Annotated in this window: 15 protein-coding genes; all 15 read right to left on the minus strand. The window is 61.0% G+C overall.

The features are described from left to right. Positions 1–49: 49 nt before the first annotated feature. Positions 50–652 (minus strand): hypothetical protein, encoded by a 603-nt coding sequence (locus ACFFT4_RS01180; RefSeq protein ID WP_378044390.1) that lies wholly within the window; start codon positions 650–652, stop codon positions 50–52. Further along, positions 645–1,298 (minus strand): hypothetical protein, encoded by a 654-nt coding sequence (locus ACFFT4_RS01185; RefSeq protein WP_378044392.1) that lies wholly within the window; start codon positions 1,296–1,298, stop codon positions 645–647. The genes ACFFT4_RS01180 and ACFFT4_RS01185 overlap by 8 nt, the downstream gene beginning before the upstream one ends. 39 nt (positions 1,299–1,337) lie before the next feature. Further along, positions 1,338–1,658 carry a hypothetical protein gene (locus ACFFT4_RS01190; RefSeq protein ID WP_378044394.1) on the minus strand — a complete coding sequence of 107 codons (321 nt, stop codon included), beginning with the start codon at positions 1,656–1,658 and terminating at the stop codon, positions 1,338–1,340. A 23-nt stretch (positions 1,659–1,681) separates the two neighbouring features. After that, positions 1,682–3,097, minus strand: a complete 1,416-nt coding sequence (locus ACFFT4_RS01195; RefSeq protein WP_378044395.1) for a flagellar assembly protein A — start codon at positions 3,095–3,097, stop codon at positions 1,682–1,684. Positions 3,098–3,111: 14 nt separating this feature from the next. Then, complete coding sequence (locus tag ACFFT4_RS01200) at positions 3,112–3,900, minus strand: FliA/WhiG family RNA polymerase sigma factor (RefSeq protein WP_378044396.1); 789 nt, start codon at positions 3,898–3,900, stop codon at positions 3,112–3,114. Between the two features lie 16 nt (positions 3,901–3,916). Beyond that, positions 3,917–4,345 carry a hypothetical protein gene (locus ACFFT4_RS01205; protein ID WP_378044397.1) on the minus strand — a complete coding sequence of 143 codons (429 nt, stop codon included), beginning with the start codon at positions 4,343–4,345 and terminating at the stop codon, positions 3,917–3,919. 1 nt (position 4,346) lies between these two features. Next, entirely contained in the window at positions 4,347–4,847 is a 501-nt protein-coding gene (locus ACFFT4_RS01210; protein ID WP_378044399.1) for a chemotaxis protein CheD, read from the minus strand. Further along, positions 4,847–5,464 (minus strand): chemotaxis protein CheC, encoded by a 618-nt coding sequence (locus tag ACFFT4_RS01215; protein ID WP_378044401.1) that lies wholly within the window; start codon positions 5,462–5,464, stop codon positions 4,847–4,849. The genes ACFFT4_RS01210 and ACFFT4_RS01215 overlap by 1 nt, the downstream gene beginning before the upstream one ends. Positions 5,465–5,467: 3 nt before the next feature. Next, positions 5,468–5,929 (minus strand): chemotaxis protein CheW, encoded by a 462-nt coding sequence (locus ACFFT4_RS01220; RefSeq protein WP_378044402.1) that lies wholly within the window; start codon positions 5,927–5,929, stop codon positions 5,468–5,470. Positions 5,930–5,957: 28 nt separating this feature from the next. Next, complete coding sequence (locus ACFFT4_RS01225; RefSeq protein ID WP_378044404.1) at positions 5,958–8,045, minus strand: chemotaxis protein CheA; 2,088 nt, start codon at positions 8,043–8,045, stop codon at positions 5,958–5,960. A gap of 37 nt (positions 8,046–8,082) precedes the next feature. Beyond that, positions 8,083–9,549, minus strand: a complete 1,467-nt coding sequence (locus ACFFT4_RS01230; RefSeq protein ID WP_378044405.1) for a protein-glutamate methylesterase/protein-glutamine glutaminase — start codon at positions 9,547–9,549, stop codon at positions 8,083–8,085. Positions 9,550–9,619: 70 nt separating this feature from the next. After that, positions 9,620–10,492: a MinD/ParA family protein gene (locus tag ACFFT4_RS01235; RefSeq protein WP_378044406.1), complete on the minus strand. Its 873-nt coding sequence runs from the start codon at positions 10,490–10,492 to the stop codon at positions 9,620–9,622. Beyond that, complete coding sequence (gene flhF, locus ACFFT4_RS01240; RefSeq protein WP_378044408.1) at positions 10,485–11,975, minus strand: flagellar biosynthesis GTPase FlhF; 1,491 nt, start codon at positions 11,973–11,975, stop codon at positions 10,485–10,487. The genes ACFFT4_RS01235 and flhF overlap by 8 nt, the downstream gene beginning before the upstream one ends. Further along, a complete protein-coding gene (gene flhA / locus ACFFT4_RS01245) occupies positions 11,972–14,005 on the minus strand; it encodes a flagellar biosynthesis protein FlhA (RefSeq protein ID WP_378044410.1) in 2,034 nt (677 codons plus the stop codon). Before flhA ends, flhF begins: the two co-directional genes overlap by 4 nt. 58 nt (positions 14,006–14,063) lie before the next feature. Next, entirely contained in the window at positions 14,064–15,152 is a 1,089-nt protein-coding gene (gene flhB, locus ACFFT4_RS01250; protein WP_378044412.1) for a flagellar biosynthesis protein FlhB, read from the minus strand. Positions 15,153–15,167: the final 15 nt, after the last annotated feature.

Below are 15,167 nucleotides of genomic sequence, written 5' to 3' on the forward strand. Positions count from 1 at the left end.
CGCTTCCCGATCTACTTCGTGATCAAAATCGGACTTTTTGAACGACCGCTCACTTTTTGCGTACAAGCTCGTCCATAATTTCCTGATAGGTCGGCCTCCCCTTGAACACGGCCGTTCCGACCTTCATCTTCTTGGCCACCGGACGGGTCTCCTCGATGAATTCCTTCACGTCGTCGATCACGCCGAGCTTCTGGAGCTCCCGCCCGACTTCCGTCAGGCTCATTCCGTAGCTGATATAGAGGGATACCTGCTCCTGCCCGGTCTCCGGAGACGATGCGGCGTTCCCCTGCTCCGCTGGCGGCGTCCCGGACTCCGCCGGAGCGGCCTCCGCGCCGTCCGGGTCGGCGGAAGCTCCCGAACCGCCAGCGGCGCCGTCCGGCCCTTCAATGGAAGCTTCGGGACTTTCCGCGCCCTCCGAATTCCCGGCCAACTGATCTTCCGCGACCGCCGCCCGAACGCGTTCGTCGAGCTGCTCTTGCGTGAGCAGCAGCAGCCCGGCCCTCTTCGCCTCGTCGGCCAGCCGCTCCGCCTCCATCGGCTCCTCCGTCAGAGGCGCGCCCTGCTTCTCGGCGAACGTGATCATCTGCAGCATAATCGCGCCGACGATCAGTCCGATTCCGAAGCCCATCAACCAGCTCCGATGTTTACGCATGCCGCTCCTCCCGTCTGGCCAGCTGCAGGATGAGCTGCACTTCGCCCTTGTTCATGCCCGTCGCCTTGGCGATCTGCTCGACGGATTTGCCTTTCTCGTGCATCGCGAGCAGATCCGCGTATCTGTCGCGGATCGCGGGCGATATGCGTTCGGGCTCCGAATCGGGCGACGGTTCCGCCGACGGCCTGTCCGCTACGTCAGCCGCGCTTGGCGACGGCTCCCGCCCCGGAGGCGTTCCCGCCTCCGCGGCCGGCGACAGAGCGGCACCAGTGTCGCGATAGACATCCGCAGAGCTGCTTGTATGGCTTGTCTGAGCGAAAAAAGTCGCGGGAAAAGACGAATCCGGGGAGGGGGAAACCGCTGGCGTTGCGGGGGAGCGGGGGGTCTCCGATAACAGCTTCATCTGCTGTTCCAGCTCGACGATTCTGCGTCCGAGCAGCTCGGTCGTGCCGTCGTGCTCGCGCTTGAACTTGGCGACCGCGTCCAGAAGCTCGCGATTTTCCGCCTCGAGATCCTCCAGCAATCGGCCATATGCTTCCTCGCTGACGAACTCCTGCTCGGAGCCGCCATGGCCGGATTTCGGCATCATCCATGCCAATCCGGCTATCGCGGCTCCGAGCGCAACAATGTAAAACCACGGTTCCACCCTGAATTCTCCTCTCTTGCTGACCGATCCTGCCGAAGCTTAACCCAGAAAATCAATATGCTTGCCCTTGTACGGATGCTCAGGAGCTTTGTGCTCTTCTCCATGCTGCTCTTCCGCGGACGCATGCTGTCCCGCTTGCCCCCGCTTGCCCCGCTCGCGGGGATCGCGCTCCGAGATCGTCCCGCCTTCCGCCGATTCCGCCTTCGCGCTTCTCGTCGCGTTCTGCTCCGCCGTCTTCATCGCCTGCTGGCCGAGCAGGCTTTGCTCCGTAGCCGATCGCTGCTGCTGATGATGCTGCAGCGGCGTCATCTCCACGGAACGAGGCATAGATACCTGCATATCGATCGGTTTGTAGCTCACGCCGCATCACCTCGTCTTTGGGATCAATAGAACGGAACCATCGCGATGTCTCCGTCCGAAAAGCGGAAAGTGACTCTTTGCGAAGCGTCCTTCACAAATCTCGTATACCGTCCGATGACGATTTTCGTGCCGCCCCACAGCGTATGAACCGCGTCCACGCGCGCCGTCGTCGCGTCCTCCAGCGTCCTTTCGATCTCCAGCACGCGATCCTTCGCCGCCTGAAGCTCCTCGGTCGTCTGCCGCTTCGTCGCCGTCAGCTTGACCCGCAGCGCCAGCTTGTCCCCGCTCAACTGCCCGATCGCGGCCATCTGGTCCAGCATCGACAGCGCTTTCTCCGTCTTGTCCAGGCTGTCGGCATACTGGCGCATCGTCGCCCGCAATTCGCCGAGCTCCTGGCGAAGCTCCGGCCGCACGCCGACCTCCACGACCGTCGCCGTCGACATCGAATTGCCGATCATTCTCGCCGTCACCCGTTCTCCCGCCTGGATTGTTCCGCCTACGATCAAGCCTTTGGCGCCCAGGCATTTGACCGACTTGCCCGCGCGAACGTTCGAGTGCATAATGCTCTGGGGCACCAGCACGTCCTCCCCGGCGATGACGTTCCCTTCCTGGATAAACGAGCAGCGCACGCTGCGGCCGGCCTTCACGTAGCCTTTGTTTGATCCGATAATGCCGCCGGTCACTTCGATCGAGCCCTCGGATTCCACCTCGGCGCCCTCAATGCCGCCCGTGACGCGAATGTCGCCCGACGCTTTGACGCGAAAACCGGTCAAAATATTGCCGCGGACGACAACGGTGCCGACAAAGTCGATGTTGCCGATATTGTAATCGACGTCTCCGTTCACCTCGTATACCGGAAAAACGTTCAGCTTGTCCTTGTCGGTCTTCGTGACCAGTCCGTCGATGGCCGCGTACATCGCGACTTTCTCGGGATTGACAACGACATTTTTTCCGATCTTGAAGTGAACTTCCTTCCCTTCCTTCGGCGCGATCTCTTCCCCCGTGACGGCTTTGCCCGGCGTGCCCGGCTCCGCGGGAATTCTCTCGGCGATGATTTGCCCCGCCTTCACGTTGGCCAGCTTCGTCACCTGCTTGTAATCGACGCTGCCGTCCTCCCGTTCCACGGGACCTTGATTCTCCGCCTCTTCCTCGCCGTACAGCGACCTGATATAACCGTCCTTGCCCGGCTTTGGCGGCGTTCCGATGGCAACGACGTTCTGCGCGAAGTAGAAGTCCTGCGGACGCTGCGAGATCAAATAGATCGCGTCCGACTGCAGTCCGAACTTGACGCCTTGCGACGCCAGGTATTGCTCCAATTCGCGCGCGGTAAACTTCGGATCGCCCTCCACCCGCTTGAATACCAGATAGGCATTCATCTTGTCTTCGGAAATCGTCACTTGAAGACCGCTTTCCAGGGAGAAGCTTCCATTGTCAGGCATCTTCCAAGCCCCCTTTATCCGTTTTGAAGCAGCTGCTCCTTCTGCTTCGCGAGCGCTCCGCGGAGCCTCAAAATCGCTTTGGAATGCAGTTGGGAGATTCTCGAAGGAGACAGACACATCACTTCCGCAATCTCGCTTAACGACAGGTCCTCGTAGTAGAACAGCGAGACTACGGTGCGTTCCTTCTCCGTCAACTTCTCGATCCCGTATTTCAGGGAGTCCTTCAAATACGTCTCGTGAACTTTGGACTCCGGACTGACGGCCTTATCGTCGACGAGCAGCGACAATCGGGTCTCGGACTCCTCCTCGCGGATCGGATCCTCCAGGGAGAATACGGCCGCGACGGCAACCTCCTGAAGCATTTGCTGGAACTCTCTGCCGCTAATATTCAAATAGTCGCATATTTCGTCGTCCGAAGCAGACCGCAAATACTTCTGCTCGAGCACCGCATAGGCGTCCTCGATTTTTTTCGCTTTGTCACGAACCGAACGGGGCACCCAATCTCCCTGACGCAGTCCGTCGATAATGGCCCCCCGGATTCTCCATGACGCGTACGTCTCGAATTGCAGGCCCCGCCGATAATCGAACTTTTCGATCGCGTCGATCAGTCCCATCGCCCCGTTGCTTGCCAGATCGTCCTTGGTCACGTTTTTCGGCAATCCCACAGCCATCCGACTGGAGACGTAATCTACGAGCGGCAAATAGTGTTCGATCAGCCGTTTTCTCGCTTCCGGGTCCTCGTCGTCTTTCCATCGCTGCCATAAATCCTGATGGGACAACCGGGAACGTGTTTGATCGACCATTGTAGCCTCACCATCCTTATTCGTCCGTCAGGCGCCGTATCGCCTGAGCCACTTCCTCCGGATTCGGATTATCGAGCGACACTACCCGCTTGGGCTGCAAAGGCTGAAAGTCTTTGAACTGCTCGTCTTTTGTCGTTTCCGGGTTTCCGTCGGACCATTGCTCCTTCAGCATTTCCGACAAGGCTTCGCCTTCGTCCGGAGTGGTCAGATCGAGCACGCTGCCCCGATCCGGCGAGAGCTCGCCCCCGCTTGCGGCCAGCTTGCCGGGAGAAAGCAATTGCCCGAGCACGAAGCTCGCGGCAAAGGCCAACGCGACAAAGGCCAGAAAAGCGTAGAAGCTCCTGAGCAATGTCGTTCCCAGCGGATTGTTCGACAGGGAGATCACGCAAGTGAGCAGCGCTCCGAAAACTCCGAATCCGATTGTAAAACGCCAGGAACCGTTCATCTCAAATCTCCTTTACTCCGTGCTGTACGCTGCGAATGAGAAAAACCCCGGAATGGCTGTACAACTCCACCGTTCGGCCGTAGCTGCCCCCGGTGTCCTCGGCGACGATGCGGATCGAGAATCGATCCAGCACCTGCTTCGTCGCTTCCACGTTGCGCGGTCCGATTCGCATCGTATCCGTCCCGCCCATGAAGGCGAACATCTGCGCGCCTCCGGCCATCTTGGCGACAAGGCGATGGATCGCCGCGCCCCGGCTTGCCAATCTTCTCACCAGCTCCGGAACGGCCGTGTCCGCGTACTTGGCGATATTCAACTGGCCTTCGCCGCGGGCGATATCGGAGGACGGCAGCATAATGTGCGCCATTCCGCCGATGCGCAAATCGGGATCGAACAACGTCAGGCCGACGCACGAGCCCAACCCCGTCGTCTTGAGCACCGCTCCCCCGTCCGCGACGTTCAGATCCGCCATTCCGACTTTAATGAGAGTCACCTCGGGCATCATCAGATCGGCACTCCCAACGCACGGAAGAGCTTGTCGAACGACTCAGGATCCGGAATAAGGAAGAAATGCCCTTCGGCCTCCTGCTGCCCTTCCAGAAAAGTCGTATCGATGAGCAAGGCGTCGTCGCCCATCGTGCCGAATTGAAGCAGCCCGTAGCTTAGAATCGCGCCCGCCATGTCCACCGCCAGCGAAGGCACCGTAGGCGACATCCGCAGGCCGGTGAAGTCCGCCAGCGAGGACAGATACGAGCCGGCGAGAATGTTGCCGATCTCGTTCAGCGCCGACAGCTCCAGCTCGCTGTAATCGTCGTTCTCCGCCGCGCCGAAGCCGAGCAGGCCCTGCAAAATCCGTCTCGCCGGCTCCCGGTTGAGAATGAAAAACATATTGCCGGGAGCGTCCCCTTCGACGCGAAGGAAAATCGCGATCACGACCGCCTCGGAGCCGCCGACCCGCTCGGCAATCTCCTCGAACGGCAGCAGATTCACCGTCGGCACCGCCATGTCCACCGGCTTGTTAAGCAGCGTGGACAACGCGGTCGCCGCGTTGCCCGCGCCGATGTTGCCGACTTCCCGAAGCACGTCCAGCTTGAAATCCGCGTTGTTCCTGAACAGGTTCACGGCCTATTCTCCGAACTGTTCCAATTGAATGATTTCGCTGCGGTTCAGCACCTCGGACAGATTCAGCAGAATGAGCAGGCGGTCTTCCCCGATCTTGGCCACCCCGCTCAAATATTTCGCCTTCACGCCTCCGACCACTTCCGGCGGGTTCTCGATCGCGTCGCTCATGACGTCCAGCACGTCGTTCGCGGAATCGACGATAAACCCGACCTCCAGCTCGTTCGCCGCGACGATAATAATGCGGGAGTTTTCCGTATACTCCGACTCGGCCAGGCCGAAGCGGCCGCGCAGGTCGATGACCGGAATGACGACGCCTCTAAGATTGACGACTCCCTTCACGAACGCCGGCGTTTTCGGCACCCGTGTGATCGGCAGCATCCGCTCGATCGTGCGCACCTTGTCGACCTCGATTCCGTACTCTTCCTCCGCCAGCGTGAAGACGATCACTTTTAATTCCTCTGCCATGAATGATTCCTCCCTTAGAGTCCGGAACTTATTTAATAATCGCGTTAGGATCCACGATCAGGGCGACTTGCCCGTCGCCGAGAATCGTCGCGCCCGAGACGACGCCTCTTACGCCCGTCAAATATTTGCCGAGCGGCTTCAGCACGATCTCGCTCTGGCCGATGAATTCGTCGACGAGAACGGCCGCCAGCTTGTCCCCCTTGCGGATGACGAGCATTTCGGTTTCGCTCTCTTCGTCGTCCCGATAGTCCGGCGAATCGATAATCTGGGCCAGCGAAATGACGGGGATGATCGACTGGCGATAATCGATCATGCGGTTGCCGTGCAGCGTGCGAATGTCCGTCCGCTTGATCGCTCCCGTCTCCACGATCGAAGACAGCGGGAAGGCGTATTTCTCCGAGCCCTGCTTGATCAGCATCGCCGCGATAATCGACAGCGTCAGCGGCAGCTGGATCGAGAACTTCGTTCCTTGCCCCGGGTTCGACGTCACGGTCACGTTGCCGCCGAGGGAAGTAATCTTCGATTTGACGACGTCGAGGCCGACGCCCCGGCCGGAAATGTCCGACACCTTGTCCGCCGTGCTGAAGCCGGGGGCGAACAGCAGCATGTTCGTCTCATCGTCGCTGAGCGTCTTCGCCTCCTCCGGCGTGACGACGCCCCTCTTGATGGCCGTCTCGAGCACCTTCGGACGATTGATGCCTTTGCCGTCGTCCTCGATCTCGATAAACACGTGGTTGCCGCTGTGGAACGCGCGCAGCATAACGGTGCCGGTCTCCGGCTTCCCCTGGGCGAGGCGTTCCGACGTCGATTCGACGCCGTGGTCGACCGAGTTGCGGATCAGGTGCACGAGCGGGTCGCCGATCTCGTCGATGACGGTGCGGTCGAGCTCGGTCTCGGCGCCGACGATGTTCAGATCCACTTTCTTGTCGAGAGATTTGGCCAAGTCCCGAACCATCCGCGGGAACCGGTTAAATACACTCTCCACGGGAACCATGCGCAGCTTGAGCACGATGTTCTGCAGATCGGCGCTGACCCGCGCCATATGCTCTACCGTCTCCGTCAGGTCGTTGCGGCGAATCTCGAAGGCGAGCTGCTCCAGACGCACGCGGTCGATGAGCATTTCGCTGAACAGGTTCATCAGCGTGTCCAGCCGTTCGATATCGACCCGGATCGTGCGGGGTGCGGCGCTGCCCGAAGCGGCGGCAGCCGCGGGACGGGACGCGCTCTTCTCGGGGGCGGACGCTTGCGGGGACGGAGCGGCCGTCGGGACAGCCGGAGCCTCCGAAGCGGCGGCGGTTTCCTTCGCCGCCGCGCTCTTCGCGGGAGCGCGCAGGTTGTCTTCCATCTCCTGCAGCGAAGCTTTGTCCACCTCGTTTAAGGTAACGGACTCGATCTCCGACACTCTCGAGAGCTGCTCCTGCAGCGTCTGCTGCGGCGTCTGGGTAATATAGTAGACGGAGAAGCCGCGGTCGAATTGCTCCTGCTCGATCTCCTGAACGGACGGGTAGGATTTGACGACCTCCCCGTTCCTCTCGAGAACGTCGAACACCATGTAAGCTCTGGCCGCCTTCAACAGGCAATCCTCGCGAACCTTCACTTCGATATAATAGGCCTTATGCCCGCTCTCGATCGATTGCGCGAGCACGGACATCTGGTACTGGTCGAGCACGAGCGACGCGGACATGGCCGGCGCGGCTTGGGCCGCGGCGGGCGCCGACGCCCCGGGGGCTCCGCTGTCTCCCTTGACGATGCCCTTCAAGCGTTCGACCAGCTCGCCGACGTCTCCCTTGCCGGTTCCCCCGCCGATAATGTCCTGAACCATCGCTTCCAGCGCGTCCAGACACTTGAACAGCGTGTCGAAAATATGTCCGTTCATGCTGAGCTTCTCGTTGCGTACGAGGTCCAGCACGTTTTCCATTTCGTGAGTAAGCGAAGCGAGATCCTCGAATCCCATCGTCGCCGACATCCCTTTCAAAGTATGCGCGGAACGGAATATCACCTGCACGATGCCGATATCTTCCGGCTGCTGTTCCAGCCGAAGCATATTTTCGTTCAGCGCTTGCAAGTGATCGTTGGACTCGTCGATAAACATGGACATGTACTGATTCATTTCCATGGCCGGACACCTCCTTGTTGGCTGAGCTTTCAGCGCGTTAGGTTTTGCGCGATTTCATTTCCTGCACGAGAACCGCGGCGATGCCTTGCAGCGGCACCTGGCGCGTCGCCGCTCCGAGCTCGACCGCCGAGCGGGGCATGCCGTAGACGACGCAAGTTTGCTCGGCTTCGGCGATCGTCGTCTGGGCGCCGTCGTCGAGCAGCGCCTTCATCCCCTTCGCTCCGTCGCTGCCCATGCCGGTCATCAGCACCGCGTAACGCTTTAACTGCCGATGGCCGATCAGGGATTCGTACAGCACGTCGACGGACGGCATATGGCCGCTGCGCGGTCCTTCGTTCGATAGCTTGATCCGGTATTTGCCGGAAGCGTCCTTCGCCAGCGACATATGCTTGCCGCCCGGGGCGATATAGGCGGTGGCGGTCTCGAGCTGCTCCCCGTCCGTCGCCTCGCGCACATGGATGCTGCAGAACGAATCCAGCCGCTGCGCAAGCGAATGCGTGAACTTGGGCGGCATGTGCTGGACGACGAGGATCGGCGCCGGGAAATCCGCGGGGATGCCGGTCAGCACTTCGTGCAGCGCCCGCGGGCCTCCCGTGGACGTGCCGATCGCGACGATCTGCGTGAACGAGGTCGTCGGCTTCGGCTCGCCGGGCGGCTTCGCCTGGGGCGTAATGCCCGGCGGAGGCGCGACCGGCCTGCGCACGGGCGGCTTCGCTTCCTTCTTGACGGTCAGCGCTCCGCCGTCCGCCGCTCTGGCCGGCTTCGGAAGCTTGCGCAAGTTATCCGGAGCCGGCCCTTGAAGCCGCGGCGGCTTGCCGGTGTCCGGCGCGGCAATCTTCGCGGACGGCCCGGTCTTGCCGGCGGGCTGTTCCCGCCGCATAAGCTTCTGCGGCTTCCCGGCCTCCGGAGGCGGCTCGGCCGGAGGCTGCTCCGCGCCTGGCGGAGGATTCGCGGCCGCGGCGGTCATTCGCGCCGCTTCCTTCGCCTCCTGGATCGCCCGTCCGATCGGCGAAGGCGCGGCCGCTTCGATCCCCCCGGCTTCTTCGGCCTCTTCGGCCGTCTGCTCCACGACCGCCGGCAGCATGCGCAGAGGCCCCTTGTCGATCGTCTCCGCGACGATGCGCAGCTTCTCCAGCAGCTGCTCGCCCACCTGCCGGATGTCCAGCTTCACGGCGCCGTCCGGCTTGCGGATAAAATCGATCGCGCCGTATTGGAGCGCCCGGATCGTATCCCGCGTGCCGTTGTCCGTCACCGCGGAGAGCATAAGGACCGGCGTCGGCCTCTTCGCCATAATTTTGCGCAGCGCCTGGAGACCGTTCATGCGCGGCATCTCCAGGTCCATCGTAATGATGTCGGGCTGAAGCTCCATCGCGAGCTTAACGGCCTCTTCTCCGTCGCAAGCGGTGGCTAACACGTGAAAAGCGGAGTCTGCGTCGATGACGTCGCTGAACACTTTGCGCATAAAAGGGGAATCGTCCACGATGAGCACTTTTAACTCGGTCATAGGGGCATCCTCCTCGTTAATCTAGATGTAGTCGGCCTTCACTTTCGCATGCTCGCCGGCTTGCGGCCGATCAGCTCCACAGCCTCTTGATCCTCTGCATGAACCCCGGCAGCCCCCGGGAAGACGCTTGCGATTGCGATCGCTCCTCCATCAGGAAGCGGGAGGCGATCCGGTCGATGCCGCGCATCGCCTCGCAGTTCGGGAAAGCGACGGACAGCGGAGTCTGCCGTCTGACCGCTTTCGAGACGCTGGCATCGTCGGCAATGTATCCGAGCACCGGGATGTCGATGCCGATATACTTGCTCGCCACCTGTCGGATGTTATCGGCCGTCTGCGCGCCTTCGCGGTCGTCCGAGACCCGGTTGACGACGAGCCGGAACGGAACCTGATGCCCCATCGAATTCACCATTTTGATCAGCGCGTACGCATCCGTAATCGACGTCGGCTCCGGCGTCGTCACAACGATCGTCTCTTCGGACGCGGCGATAAACCGCGTCGTCTCCTTGGACAATCCGGCCCCCGTATCGAACAAAATAAAGTCGACGTGGCCGTGAAGCTTAGCGATCTGTTCGGCGAAATATTCCAGCTCGTGCTCCGCAAGGCGCACCAGATCCTGAAAACCCGAGCCGCCGGCGATAAACTGCAGGCCGCCCGGACCGACCTGGATAATCTCCCAGATCGACTTCTCGCCTTTAAGCAGATGGATGAGATTGTACTTGGCCGGCGTCCCCATCAGCACGTCGATGTTCGCAAAGCTGATGTCCGCATCGAAGAGCAGTACGCTGTAGCCCCGATTTTGCAGCGCGATTCCGAAGTTCAGGCTGAAATTGGATTTGCCCACCCCTCCTTTGCCGCTGGTAACCGTTACGACCTTGGTCGTCCTCGCCGACCCCAGGTCCTTCGAATGGACCAAATGCCGAAGCGCCTGCGCCTGGTCAATCATCGCCCGGATCCCCCAGCAGCTTGCGGACCAGCTCGTCCGGATCGAACGGCCGGATGTCGTCCGGCACCGTCTGCCCGCAGGTGTAATAAGAAATGCGGAAATCGAATTCCTTGACGAGATTGACGACGGAGCCGTACGATTCCGTCTCGTCGAATTTCGTGAGCAGCAGCTGGCGGACGCCGTACTTCGCGAACTGCGCGGCTACCGCCTTCATATCCGCATACTTGCTCGTCAGGCTGAGCACGAGAATCGTCTCCGCCCCCTCCACCGGAGAGAGGAGGCTGTTCACCTCGGATACGTACAGCTCGTTGCGGTAATTGCGGCCCGCGGTGTCCATGAACAGCAGATCGCGGTCGCCCAGCTTATGATAAGCCCGAGTTAATTCCCCGGGCGAAAACACCACTTCCAGCGGCACGTTCAAAATGTCCGCATACGTTCTCAGCTGGTCCACGGCGGCGATCCGGTACGTGTCCGCCGTAATGAATCCGACGCTGCGCCGCCGGCTGAACGCCTGATCGGCCGCCAGCTTGGCGATCGTCGTCGTCTTGCCGACGCCCGTCGGGCCGACGAAATGAACGATGCGCGTCTCCGGGGCGACGCCGTCTCCCCTGGCCTCGTTCAGCCAGCCGAGCAGCACGCCGCGCGCGGCTTCGTAGGCGCTGCGCCCGCTCTCCGCGCCATCCCTCAGACTGGCGGCGGCCGCTTCCGCGAACTGCTCGACGTAGGCGGGCTCCATGCCCTGCTCGGCCAGCCGCTTGCTCCACTTCAGCACGGACTCCGGGATCGCGCGGGACGGCGGCTGCGCCGTCGGCGTCCGGGTCATCCTCGCCATCATCTCGCGGAGAGAGCGCAGCTCCTGAAGCACGACGGACGTCTCGTCCCGGAGCTCGCTTTCGCGGGACGTCTCCGTCTGCGGCTCGACGGCCGCAAGCGCGTCCGAGCGCAGCCGGTCCGCGATTCCCGTTCGCAGCCGGTCCAGCGGATCGTCGCCCGTCGGGCGCTGCCGCTCGGCCGCTTCCGGCGGCTCGACGCGCGGCAGCGGGTCGGCCGGAGGGCGCTGCTCGATTCGCGGGAGCGGATCGGCCGGGGCCGGAGCCTCCTTCGCGGCGGCGGGAAGCGGGCTATCCGCCGGCTGCCGGCCGCTGTCCGAGAACGGCGGCTTCGTGTACCTCTCCCGCACGGCGTTCGAAGGAATCGGAGCCGCCGCAGACCCGCTGCCGGGCGTCGCTGACGGAGCCTCCTTCGCCCGCGCCGCCGGCGCTTTTTCCAGCAAGCCGGCGAGCGCCGCCGTCCGCGGCGGAGCTTTGCGCGCCGTCTCGTCGACGGCCGCGATCACTTCCATCCGTTTTTGGCGGAACATACCAAGAAATCCGCCTACGCGGATTTCTTTCGTATTCAAAATAACGGCGTCGGAGCCGAGCTCTGCGCGAATCATCTGCACCGCTTCGGGCACGTCGTCGACTATGTATCGTTTGACCTTCATGCGCTCACCACCCCAACGCTCTGCACTTCAATGCTAGGCTCCAATTCGCTGTACGAGATAACGGGAATATCCTGCAGGCTTCTCTCCAACAGCTGGCGCAAATACATCCGGATCGTCGGAGAAGTCAGAATGATCGGCTGCTGGCCCGCCTGGACCAGACGATTGACCTGCTCCGTCAGCCGCTGATAGATCGCCTGGGAGGACGCCGGATCGAGGGCCAGGTAGCTGCCCTGGTCGGACTGCTGCACCGCTTCCGCGATCTTCTTCTCGACGGCCGGGCTGACCGTAATGACCTTGAGCGGCTCAGAAGGCGTCGCGTACTGCTGGGTAATCTGCCTGGACAAGCTCTGTCTGGCGTATTCCGTCAGCACCTCCGGGTCCTTCGTATACTTGCCGTAATCGGCCAGCGTTTCGAAGATCGTGACAAGATCCCGGATCGAGATTTTCTCCTTCAGCAGCTTGGACAGCACCTTCTGCACGTCCCCGACGCCGAGAATCGACGGGATGAGCTCTTCGACGAGCGCCGGATACGTCTCCTTGACGCTGTCGACGAGCGCTTTCGTCTCCTGGCGGCCGATCAGCTCGTGCGCGTACTTCTTGATCACTTCCGTCAGATGGGTCGCCACGACCGACGGCGGATCGACGACCGTATAGCCGGCCATTTCCGCCCGTTCCTTCGTCGCTTCGTCGATCCAAAGGGCCGGCAAACCGAACGCGGGCTCCTGGGTCTCAATACCCGTAACGGAATCGTCATCGAACCCGGGACTCATGGCCAAATAGTGATGTATGAGTAATTCGCCACGGGCAACCGTATTTCCTTTCATTTTTATGACATATTCGTTCGGTTTTAGTTGAATATTGTCGCGAATTCGGATGACGGGGACAATAAGTCCCATTTCGAGCGCGCATTGGCGCCGAATCATGATGATTCTGTCGAGCAAATCGCCGCCCTGCTGCGTATCCGCCAGCGGGATCAGGCCGTAGCCGAACTCGAATTCGATCGGATCGACCTGCAGCAGGCTGATGACGCTCTCGGGACTTCGGACCTCCTCGATCTCCTTCTCCTCGACGAGCATTTCCGCCTCCTGCTGCTCGCGGTTCAGATTCATCTGAAGCCGGTAGCCGGCAATCGCCAGAATCGCGGCGTACGGCAGCGTGCTGATGAGCGGAATCGGAGTGGCGAGCCCGAGCAGCGCCACCGTTCCCGCGACGATGTACAGCAATCGCGGATAACGAAGCAGCTGCTTGCTCATATCGTCGGCCATATTGCCGTCGGAGGCCGCCCGCGTAACGATGATGCCGGCCGCCGTACTGATCAGCAGCGCCGGAATCTGGCTGACGAGACCGTCGCCGATCGACAGAACGGAGTATGTCTCCAGCGCCGTCATCACGTCCATGCCGTGAATCGCCATGCCGACGACGAAACCCGCGATCAGGTTGATCAGAACGATGATGATCGAAGCGATCGCGTCCCCTTTGACGAATTTGCTCGCACCGTCCATCGCGCCGTAGAAATCCGCTTCCTTCTCGATCTTCTCGCGGCGTTCGCGCGCCTGGTGCTCGTTGATGAGCCCGGCGTTCAAATCCGCGTCGATGCTCATCTGCTTGCCGGGCATCGCGTCGAGCGTAAATCTGGCGCCGACTTCGGCCACCCGCTCGGAGCCTTTCGTGATGACGATGAACTGCACGACGACCAGAATGAGGAACACGACAAAGCCGACGGCCAGCTGTCCCCCGGCCACGAAGCGGCCGAACGTCTCGACGACGTGGCCCGCGTCCGCCTTGGACAAAATCAGCCTTGTCGTGGAGACGTTAAGCGCCAGCCGGAACACGGTCGTAATGAGCAGCAACGTCGGGAAAATGGAGAAGTGCAGCGCATCCTGGGTGTTCATCGCGATCAACAGAATCATGATGGCGATCGATATGTTGATGATGAGCAGGACGTCCAGCAGCCCTTTGGGAATCGGAACGACCATCATCAGGACGATGCCGATGACGCCGATCAATATGCTCAGGTCTCTTACTTTCATGACGCCACCCCGTTCCAATATAGAGGCCGCGCAACGCATCCTCTAATCTCGCTTCGCCTTACCTCCGGCCTTTGAGCCGGTATACGTATGCCAGCACTTCCGCGACCGCCTGGAACAGATCCGCGGGAACGCTTTGTCCCACATCCGTTCTCTCGTACAGCGCGCGGGCGAGCGGCTTGTTTTCCATCGTTATGACTTCGTTTTGCTTGGCGATTTCCCGGATTCTCAAAGCCAGATAATCCTGGCCCTTGGCCACCACCGTCGGGGCGTCCATCTTCGCCGCGTCGTATTTCAGCGCGACCGCGAAGTGAGTCGGGTTCGTAATGACGACATCCGCGCCCGGCACCTCCTGCATCATCCGCATGAGCGCCATTCTGCGCTGGCGTTCCCTGATCTTGCCTTTGATCAGCGGATCGCCTTCCACGTTTTTGTATTCGTCCTTGATGTCCTGCTTGCTCATTCGCAGGTTTTTCTCGTACTCGTAACGCTGGTACATAAAGTCGCCGATCGCCAAAATGAACAGGAGCACCGCGATAAACAGACCGAGGCGAACCGTCAGGCTCGTGACGAAAGAAAAGATGTCCTGCACGGGCAGATGAGCCAGATCGAGCAGCCGCTTCTTCTCCGACCACAACACCGTAAACACGATGAGCGCGACGCACAGCAGCTTCAGTCCGCTCTTTAGAAACTCGACCACCGAACGCAATCCGAACAGGTTTTTGAAGCCGTTGATCGGATTCAGCTTGCTGAACTTCGCCTTGAGCGGCTCGGTCGTAAACAACCAGCCAATCTGCACGTAGTTGGCGGCGAAGGCGATCACGACGACGATGACGAACACCGGCGCCATCAGCACAAGCATCTGGATCGCGTAATGATTGAACAAGGCCAGCACGTTGCTGTCGGTCACCTGCATGTTCAGCCGATACAGGAACGCATCCCCGATCAGCGCCATCAGCTGCCGCTCCAGGAACGGTCCGAGCATGACCAGGAAGCTGATGCAGGCGAGCAGAATCAGCGTACTCGGAATTTCCGCGCTTTTGGCGACCTGCCCTTTTTTCCGGCTTTCCTGACGCTTCTTGGGCGTCGCCTTCTCCGTCTTCTCGCCGGCGAACAGCTGCAAATCCATCCTCAGGCGATTGCGGGGCATGACACCACCTCCTGA

It is taken from the genome of Cohnella cellulosilytica, from assembly GCF_042431195.1.
Taxonomy (GTDB): domain Bacteria; phylum Bacillota; class Bacilli; order Paenibacillales; family Paenibacillaceae; genus Cohnella; species Cohnella cellulosilytica.

Excerpts from the sequence above, each read along its gene's own strand:
- ACFFT4_RS01180 (WP_378044390.1), bottom strand. The coding sequence starts at position 652 with ATGCGTAAACATCGGAGCTGGTTGATGGGCTTCGGAATCGGACTGATC.
- ACFFT4_RS01195 (WP_378044395.1), bottom strand. The coding sequence starts at position 3,097 with ATGCCTGACAATGGAAGCTTCTCCCTGGAAAGCGGTCTTCAAGTGACG.
- ACFFT4_RS01200 (WP_378044396.1), bottom strand. The coding sequence starts at position 3,900 with ATGGTCGATCAAACACGTTCCCGGTTGTCCCATCAGGATTTATGGCAG.
- ACFFT4_RS01205 (WP_378044397.1), bottom strand. The coding sequence starts at position 4,345 with ATGAACGGTTCCTGGCGTTTTACAATCGGATTCGGAGTTTTCGGAGCG.
- ACFFT4_RS01210 (WP_378044399.1), bottom strand. The coding sequence starts at position 4,847 with ATGATGCCCGAGGTGACTCTCATTAAAGTCGGAATGGCGGATCTGAAC.
- ACFFT4_RS01220 (WP_378044402.1), bottom strand. The coding sequence starts at position 5,929 with ATGGCAGAGGAATTAAAAGTGATCGTCTTCACGCTGGCGGAGGAAGAG.
- ACFFT4_RS01225 (WP_378044404.1), bottom strand. The coding sequence starts at position 8,045 with ATGGAAATGAATCAGTACATGTCCATGTTTATCGACGAGTCCAACGAT.
- ACFFT4_RS01230 (WP_378044405.1), bottom strand. The coding sequence starts at position 9,549 with ATGACCGAGTTAAAAGTGCTCATCGTGGACGATTCCCCTTTTATGCGC.
- ACFFT4_RS01235 (WP_378044406.1), bottom strand. The coding sequence starts at position 10,492 with ATGATTGACCAGGCGCAGGCGCTTCGGCATTTGGTCCATTCGAAGGAC.
- flhF (WP_378044408.1), bottom strand. The coding sequence starts at position 11,975 with ATGAAGGTCAAACGATACATAGTCGACGACGTGCCCGAAGCGGTGCAG.
- flhA (WP_378044410.1), bottom strand. The coding sequence starts at position 14,005 with ATGAAAGTAAGAGACCTGAGCATATTGATCGGCGTCATCGGCATCGTC.
- flhB (WP_378044412.1), bottom strand. The coding sequence starts at position 15,152 with ATGCCCCGCAATCGCCTGAGGATGGATTTGCAGCTGTTCGCCGGCGAG.